This is a genomic window from Chitinispirillales bacterium ANBcel5, from assembly GCA_029688955.1.
GTDB classification, from domain to species: domain Bacteria; phylum Fibrobacterota; class Chitinivibrionia; order Chitinivibrionales; family Chitinispirillaceae; genus Cellulosispirillum; species Cellulosispirillum alkaliphilum.
Genome location: JARUKZ010000009.1, coordinates 139299 through 148007, shown reverse-complemented (window position 1 = coordinate 148007; position 8709 = coordinate 139299). Strand labels below are relative to the sequence as shown.

General features: G+C 40.7%; 7 protein-coding genes. 4 read left to right on the top strand and 3 right to left on the bottom strand.

Going from position 1 to position 8709, the window contains the following annotated elements:
* The coding region (locus tag QA601_07175; GenBank protein MDG5814851.1) for a hypothetical protein at positions 1-1521 on the bottom strand (1521 nt) is incomplete at its 3' end.
* Between the two features lie 669 nt (positions 1522-2190).
* Between QA601_07175 and QA601_07170 the strand changes: the two genes are divergently transcribed.
* The 4 genes from QA601_07170 to QA601_07155 all read left to right on the top strand — a co-directional run bounded on the left by QA601_07170 (position 2191) and on the right by QA601_07155 (position 4751).
* Positions 2191-2694 (top strand): ferritin family protein, encoded by a 504-nt coding sequence (locus QA601_07170; protein ID MDG5814850.1) that lies wholly within the window; start codon positions 2191-2193, stop codon positions 2692-2694.
* Between the two features lie 56 nt (positions 2695-2750).
* Positions 2751-3302, top strand: coding sequence for an 8-oxo-dGTP diphosphatase (locus QA601_07165; GenBank protein ID MDG5814849.1), 552 nt, complete (start codon positions 2751-2753; stop codon positions 3300-3302).
* A gap of 305 nt (positions 3303-3607) precedes the next feature.
* The gene (locus QA601_07160) at positions 3608-4036 is read left to right on the top strand and encodes a peptidylprolyl isomerase (protein ID MDG5814848.1); all 429 of its coding nucleotides are present in this window, start codon (positions 3608-3610) and stop codon (positions 4034-4036) included.
* A gap of 142 nt (positions 4037-4178) precedes the next feature.
* The gene (locus QA601_07155; protein ID MDG5814847.1) at positions 4179-4751 is read left to right on the top strand and encodes a hypothetical protein; all 573 of its coding nucleotides are present in this window, start codon (positions 4179-4181) and stop codon (positions 4749-4751) included.
* A gap of 11 nt (positions 4752-4762) precedes the next feature.
* On the opposite strand, the gene QA601_07150 is transcribed toward QA601_07155, so the two are convergent.
* Positions 4763-5389, bottom strand: coding sequence for a hypothetical protein (locus QA601_07150; protein MDG5814846.1), 627 nt, complete (start codon positions 5387-5389; stop codon positions 4763-4765).
* 108 nt (positions 5390-5497) lie between these two features.
* Entirely contained in the window at positions 5498-8692 is a 3195-nt protein-coding gene (locus QA601_07145; GenBank protein ID MDG5814845.1) for a tetratricopeptide repeat protein, read from the bottom strand.
* Positions 8693-8709: the final 17 nt, after the last annotated feature.

The following is an 8709-nucleotide window of genomic DNA, read 5'->3' as shown; positions in this document are numbered from 1 at the left end:
ATCATCTATCAAAAGATAGGAGAGAGGTATTGGTTCTGGTAAGGGGCTTGTTAAAATATCGATGGTGTAATCTTTATCGATAAATGTAAAAACATAGTGATCCAGGGGACCCATAGAAACAGAATCAATAATCACATCTTCTATTAAATGCGACGAAATCGCTTCGAAATTAATCAGATAACTGGTGCTTTCGGGCAAGGTATAAACTTGTTGCGACGGAGAGATAACTGTTGAGTCATAATTAAAAGTTAATGACCATGTTACTGTATCAAATACAGCATGTAGTTCATGTGAGGCAACAACATTCTCAAAAACAAACGTGTCTGTGACCATCACAGGTAGGCTGTCTACAAGCAACTCTTTTAGGTAAGGTTTTAGCAGGTTTTCGCGTACTTCTGTAATGGCAAAACTCTGATCAACTCCCTCAGGTACCGAAACATTTCCCTGTGGAGTTATGGTGCCAGATCCGGAGGTGCTTGTGGTTATAGTATGAATATTTAAAGAATCTTCAATGAAAAACGCCTCAATGTCGTAATCATTTGAAATATCTGTCAGTGTGAATTCAGTGACCGCCCCATAGTGCATCCCATTTACCACAAAATCTAAAACCTGAAAACCTGAATCAGGAATTATCGATATCGGGACATCGGTTCTGGTTTCTACATCATAAACAATGGATCCTGTATCTTGTATGCTACCATGGGCGGTAAGTGCATTGATACCGGCATCATCAATGTGATGAATTTCTACAGTTCCGTTTTGACCGGAATTTAGCGTGATTTGACGGTATATTGGTACAGATGAATATGCGTAAATATTATCGATGATAACAGTGTAGTTCTGATCGTAATTAGTAGAGGTGCCAATTTCAAAGGTTAAGGCATCAACGTTTTCTGGTACAACATCGGGAGTAGAAGGAGGGAATACAATGTGTGGTGAAAAGGAGGAATAAGGGATAGTATAAGTATTCCATTCCGGTCCAACTTCTATTGAAGTTGCGAATATTTCCAGATGTCCCGGTGTTAAATGAACAAGTATCTCTGCTGAACTATCTGAATATGCCTGAAATGTAATACCCTCTGTTCCGGAAAGATTAACACCTGTATTGATTTGGCTGTATAGATAATAATCATCACTTATGATACCGGTGACGTGGTTAATGCTTTTTCGAATTTGATATCCTATGTAACTTGACCAGACTCCCTGGGTAGAAGAGTGTTGATCCAATGGGTTTGTACCGCTTGCAAAACTAAGGCTTGTTGAACTGTTGCCTGGTTGTACAGTATTCCAGCATAATCCCACTGAAGCATCATTTACTCTAATCCATCCTCTACCAATACCTGTTGTACCACCACTCTCGAAATCATCTATTGTAATCAGGTATAAAGGAGTATCGGTGATCTCCGCCCCGAAATAGCCATTATGAAGCTGTAATACCTGTGGTGCACTGGTAAGTTCGCTTGAGTGTGCGAAGATAACACACAACAGAAAGAGCAACGCAGTCGCTTTAACTGGGTTCATAGTTTATTCTCCTATTTTATTAGTACACACGATCGACTTACAACACCCAACGTTTTAGTTATAAAATTTGCATGTAATTTATTTCAGAGTAATAATAGTTCACCAGCTTAGTAAACAAAAATTCCTTCTCACTATGGCAACACATTTAAATTAATAATAAAAGCATCATTTGGAAACAAACCAGATTGTTAAAAATTGTTAAAACTTTATTTCTCCTGTAATATCAACTACTTGCAATGTGTTTCGGATAAAAAAAACGGTGATATCAGGATGCAAACTATCCCAGCGTGAATAAACTGCTCGTGAACAGATCATTAGAAAAAGCTCTCTTTCACTTCTTTTTCCCAACTCTTTGTTACCGTTTGCACCATTGACCAACACCGAGAACGTTCTCTATGCAAAAACTCACCGGCTACAGGGAGTTGATTGCGGTGAACGATAACTGAGGCACACTCTCATTCCTGAGCTTTAGCGACTTGAACCCTTTTTACTTTTTTGGAACAAAGCACAACAATGCTCACCACCAGAACCTGATTTATCAATAGTGCCACCTCTTCACCAACCTACTTAGTACTCCCCTAACCTCTTCAACTAACGTATTTGACCAGTGTCGCAACATTCGTTATTTTAAATTTGATAATTAATAGGTACATAAAACGGAGGAACCGGATGAGTATAGTGTTCAATGCAGATGAAATTTTTTCTATGGGAGTGCAGATTGAAAAAAACGGTCAGCTATTCTATAAAACAGCAGCAGCGCGTACGAGCGAACCCCAAATAGCCAAACTCTTCTCCACTCTGGCAGATTGGGAGAGCAAACATGTTAAAACATTTGAAGAGCTGAGAGGTCAGGTAAAAGACCACAACGAAGAGGAGAATCTGTATGATCCGGATAATATCATTCACCAATACCTTAAAGCTGCCGCCAGCCAATATGTTTTTGTCGATGAAAACAGCATTGTAGAAAAAGCCACTGCTTGCACCAGCACCAGCGAGGCACTCTCCATGGCCATAAGCTTCGAAAAAGATTCGGTGGTTTATTATTCTTCAATGAAAGAGATGGTCAGAGGAGACCTGGGCAAAGAGCACATCGACAAGCTTATACGGGAAGAGCTCTCTCACATTGGACAGTTAAACGAAGAGCTGAGCAAATTAAAAGAGAACAATAGATGAAATATCATCTAAAGATGTTTAACAATAAACTCTAATCCTCTTTCGGAATTACTAGTATGAAAAACCAAAATACTCCCAAAGTTTCATCTCACCCTGTTTCGCACTGCTCAGTCTGTGATATCGACTGGCCCAACTGGTCCTTTACCGAGAAAGCGGTACTCTGTTTTGTTATGAGTGGTGATGAAGTGATGCTTATTCATAAAAAAACGGGGCTTGGGAAGGGAAAAATTAATGCCCCTGGCGGCAGAATCGAAAAGAATGAGCGGGCAATAGATGCTGCGGTACGGGAAACCATCGAAGAAACAGGGGTAACACCTCTAAACCTTGAGCATATGGCAGATCTGCAGTTTATTTTCACCGATGGTTACTCGCTTATGGGCACAGTGTTTGTTGCTACAGCATTCAGTGGCAATGCTAAAAATACCTTTGAAGCAGACCCTTTTTGGTGTAAGCTAAAATCTATTCCCTACGAAAAAATGTGGGCAGATGATATCCATTGGCTACCACTGGTACTCGAGGGAAAAAAGGTTACCGGGCAATTTATCTTCAAAGAAGATACAATGCTTAGTCATCAGGTTTTTACGGGTCTTTCAGACACTGTTCTTTAAGTCTCTAATTTCCTAAAATAACGTATTCTGTACTCAGGACCTTGACCCAGAAATGATAAAGTGCTATATTAAGTTTAAACAGTAAGAGAATTTTGTTACTTGAACTTTCAACAATTTCTTCAATTTTCTTTTCTTCTCCTGTGCGTTTTCGCAGGACTCATTAAAAAGCTCTTTACAATATCTGTATTCCCAATAAGTATTCAATAAAATCACTCTCAGACTGGCAATCAGTTCTGTTTTTTTAAATCAGTGCCTCCACACCTGCACAGACAGGTTCGGCCGGTACGGAATTAAAGGAGGAAAGTATGGCTTCAGCACAGAGCGGAAATACTGTTCGAGTCCATTACACAGGAAGATTGGAAGACCAAACAGTCTTTGATTCTTCAACAGACCGCGAACCACTTGAGTTCACCCTCGGGGAAAACCAGGTGATTGGAGGGTTTGAAAAGGCGGTCGAAGGCATGCAGATTGGGGATAAAAAAAACGTTCAAATTGATTCACAGGACGCTTATGGTCCCCATCTTGATGAATTGGTGATGTCTGTGGGAAAGGAACAATTTCCTCCGGAAATCACCCCTGAAGTTGGCAAAAATGTTAATGTACAGGATAATCAGGGCAGTCAGTACACCATGAAAATAACTGACACCAATGATTCAAGTGTCACTCTGGATGCTAATCACCCCCTTGCAGGCAAAAACCTCAACTTTACCATAGAGTTGGTTGAAATACTGTAATACGGTTTACCTCCCGCGCCTTTTTCTAAGGCGCGGTAACCCCTTCCCCATCAAATCAAAAGATTCTACCATCGCCCCCCTTCTGGTATAATGATTGCAACACCCTCTTTTTAAAGTGTAATTCTTTTTTGGGGAGGGATGGATGTCACAAGGTCAAAAGTTTATAGTTACTCTACTTTCGCTGTGTGTAATTTCTTTCAGTTCATTTGCCACAGACACTACCGGTATTTACTTTGTTCCCGACACATCCGAAAATGTTGTACAGGAAGAAGTGGAGCCACAAACAACAGAAACTGAGTTCTCTGCTGCTGGCTTTGGGCCCGCTTCAATGAGCAATATTACTTCAAGAGATCTTGCGTACTCATTTTTTGTAGCACGGTTTTGGGATGTTAACCCTAATGCCGCGATTCGGGTTTCTGCCGATGCTACAACGGATTTCCAGAACTCTTTGCTTGCGAGCCTTAATTTGGGTTTAAATCTCTTTCCTTTTCAGGATGAAATTGCACCTTATGCAGCAGCCGAGTTTGGATTTGGGTACGGAAGAGAGAGTAATTCCAATCTTTTTGGCTTCAATACCGGTGCTGGAATTGGAGTGATACTGTTTAGATCTGCATCCATTCAAATGCTTATTGAAGGAAAAGTGAATCTGTTATTTGACAGCTTTGAAAATTCTTTCCCTACAGTGTATACCGCAAGAGTAGGCATTTTGTATTAGTAAGTTAAAATTCAATAGGTGGGGTTCTCTCTCACAGTCCACAGTGTATCCTCATCTGCGACAATAATTATGTGAACCCCTTCACTACTTTCAGTACCCAAAAATTTATACACTGAATCAAAATAACCCTCAGGGGAACTATAGGAGTCCAGTTTTTTCTCAAGCGGCAGAAATGGTATCGATCTTCGCAGTGTAAAGTGGTGGGAGAGATCGAAAAGATTTCTCCTAAGCCTCTGCCTTACAACAAACTCACTGTTCTCAACCTCATAATACTTAACGGCAGTTTGGGGAAACGTAGCATGAGGAATAGAAAATGCGCCTGCCCAGGGAATAACAAAAACAACAAAAGCGCTTAATCCCACAATGGTAAAAACGATTTTCACCTTTAGATTAGTTAACTTTTTATGCAAATACCAAAATAGTTCTGAGAGCACAAACAGTACAACCATAGTAAATACGCTGAATAAATACAGGTTACTAAAAGAGAGACCCGAAAGATCAAAAATAAAAGCAGTAAACAAAATCAACATATAAGCCGCGGTTCGAAATGTACCCAGTGTACACTTTTTAAAAACAAGGTAGCTTACACTTATATTCAAAATTAGTACTAACCAGATTGCAATAGTTCCAAAACTCATTTTTCAGGTACCTTTTCTTTTCCAGATAATAGAAGTATGTCTGAATAAAGTGATTTTTATTCAGTTTTAGTAACAACAGACTGTAGCAGTATATTAGAACAAAACACCCTATCTTTCGTAGTATTTTTGTTCTTCGATAATAATAGTTTCACTTAGTTGCTGAAGCATTTGGTTATCAGGGTTATGTCCAAGTCCCAGCATCACCCACCTTCTTGCTTCGGAGAATTTTTCGAGTGCCATGTAAACATTGATGAGATTCGCGTATATCTCGGGATTATCGAAACGTCTCTCCAATGCTTTTAGATAAGCTTTTTCAGCTTTTTTTAAATCACCTCTGGCCCCGTACAATGCGCCAAGATTATTCCATGCAAGACTGTATCGTTCATCAATTTCTACAATTCTTAAATAGATTTCTTCAGCTTCGCGGTCATCTCCCGCATTCTGCAGTGCAACAGCTTCGTTGTACAGAATATCCAATGAATCCAACCCCGATAATTGAGTTGAATCAGGGGGATTTTTGAACAAATAATATCTCATCTCAATATCTTTATTTTCAATAGACATATCTAATTCACGTGCTCTTTTATAGAAGTTATGAGCATTTTCAATTTCATCGAGATTATAGTTAGCTACTGCGAGATTGTAAAGCACGACCGGGTTTCTCATCTCCATTCTTGAGAGCTGCCTATACCATACCCGTGCTTCATCCCAGCGATTGAGAGCGAAAGCAGAATTTCCGGCTAAGCGCAACACATCAGCCCTGTCACTTCCATCAGTTTGCGCCACCAGTGCCTCGGCCATTGAAAGCGCATCTTCGTATTTTTCATCCTTGTAGGCACTAAGAGCAAGATTGTACCTACCACTAAAAGTGGTATCATCAATGGCTTTAAAGAGTTGATGAGCCTTACGGTATTCACCGGCATAAAATGCGAGTGAAGCCATCACAAAGTCTCTTTCTCTGTCCCACTGAGCATCTGAAGGCAACTGTGCCAATGCTGCAGTAGTTTTTTCTCTTTGTTGACTTGAGGCATAAATTCTGGCGAGAGCTAACCAGTCATAGCTATCTTTTTCATCCAGTCCCTCAAGAATATTGAGAGCCTTTACAGTGTCGCCCATCCAAAATTTCATCTCCGCCTCAGCTCTTCTGGTATGCATTGAAGAGGGAAATTCAGATGTAAGTAACTCAAGCATCCTGTCTGCTCGCTGTTTTTCCTTTCTCCGTTGGGCAATGAGGAAAATATTATAAGCGGCAACATCACGTTTATCGGATTTTAAGCCATGGGAATAGGCCTCCAGTGCTTCAGTGTATTGTTCCATTCCGGCGTATGCGTTGCCGATATTGATGTAAAGAGCATATTCATCGGGCTTATGCATCTGAGCCCTTCTGTAATGATCCAAAGCCTCTGAGAACCTGCCCTCTTTTTCAAGGGAAAGTCCCATGTTGATCCATAACACACTGTTTTGGGGATCCTCCCTTAGGTTTCGCTGCCATAAATCACGTGCTTTATCGATATCTCCCATTCTGTTCAACACAAACGCTAAAAGTGAGCGAGGTGCGGTATTTCTGTTGTTTGCGTTCATACTACGCTCAAGGTACTTTCTGGCATTTACAAGATCATTCTGTTCAAGATAAGCATAACCAAGCTGATAATACAAACGCCAGGGATTATCCCTCCACCTTGGAATTAAATTCTTTATGGTAGCGGCGGCTTTGGAGGGAAAACCAGCCATCATATAGGTCTCCGCGAGTTCATACTCCGTTCTTGCTTCAGTTATAAACCGTTCAACAGCAGTTTCAAGTACATCGATGGCCTTATGAAGCTCTCTTTTTTCCCGATAAAAAATGCCAAGATGGCGGTACACCCGTTCATTTTTATGTTCTTCCTCGATTGAGTTAAGAATCGTTATTGCCTTATCGGTATTTCGTTTAAAATAGTGCATTATAGCCAATTGAAAGGTAATCTCCGCACACGCCTCACCAGAACATCGCTCCAGTATCTGCTCTAACTGCTTTATTGACTCCTGAATCTCTTGCTGTGATTTTGATCTGAGTGCAAGATTAAGCTGTGCACTTGCCAGGTTCGGGTCAATCTTCAGTGCTTCACGAAAGTACTGTTCGGATTTAGCGCTGTCACCACGTTCATGATGTATTACCCCCAGTAAATCGTAATACTCAGCTCTTCTGTCCATTTGTATTGCTCTGTTAACGAGCTTTTCGGCAGTGGTAAGGTCATCTCGATTACGGGCATTGAGAGCACGCTGGTAGTAGAGTGAAGGTTCCTGAAGTGAGTCTGAAAGCCCCTGCCACTTCGTTTCTGCTTCATCAAATTTTCCATGGTGATGATATAGTTGCCCAAGATTGTATCTGATAAGCGGATCGCGCGGATAATTAGCAGCGCCTTTCTCCAAATATTTCATTGCGCTTTCAAGATCTGAACTTTTTCTGGCAGCCACCCCTGCAAGAAGAAAGGAGTTCGCGCAATGTTTGACATTTAAGCTGAAGTAAGAATCAAGAGTAGCAATAGCGTCAGTATATTTTTCAGCTTCAATCTGCACGGTGGCAAGCTCAACCAGCACAGACTCATCGGCGTCTCTGGCAACAGCTTTTGAGAGGTGATCTATGGCCCGATTATAATTTCCTCTGGAAGCCTCGATTCTACCAAGTTGGCTCAGGGCATCTTTATGGTCTTTACCTTTAAGTACTTGGACCGCTTTTGCGGTATCTGAATCTAATATTAAAGAGTAAGCATAAAAATTCCATACGTCCTGCTGTTCAGGATCGATCTCATATGCTCTTCTAAAGAAGGTACTGGCGGTATTGTATTCACCTTTTTTAAGATGAACGTATCCCATTCGAACCATAGCTTCAACAAAACGATTGTTATTTCTAAGGGCAAGCTCAAAATAGTCTAAAGCCTGTTTATACTTATTTTCGTGAACAGAAATCAGACCCAGATTGTAATATGCTACGGCATACTCCGGGTCCAACTCAATAAGACTTTCCCAGGTTTCCTGAGCCCCAACCACATTACCTCTTCTGAAATAAACGACTCCCCTGTTATTGAGAGCATCACTGTAATCAGGCAAAATATTAAGCGCTTCATCAAAGTAGGACATCGCCGGGCCAAGTTCGCCCCTCTGCAAAGCTTCGATACCCTGCATGTTAAAATCATAAGCTTCATTTACTGCCTTAATAATGGCGGATGGAAGTCCACCTTCAGCTTCAATTTCAAATTCAAATTCAATTGAGAACCCTTTTACAGCAAAGAATATGAGCAGTAAAACCATTTTCTTGTTAATCATAGCACTGAATCCATAGA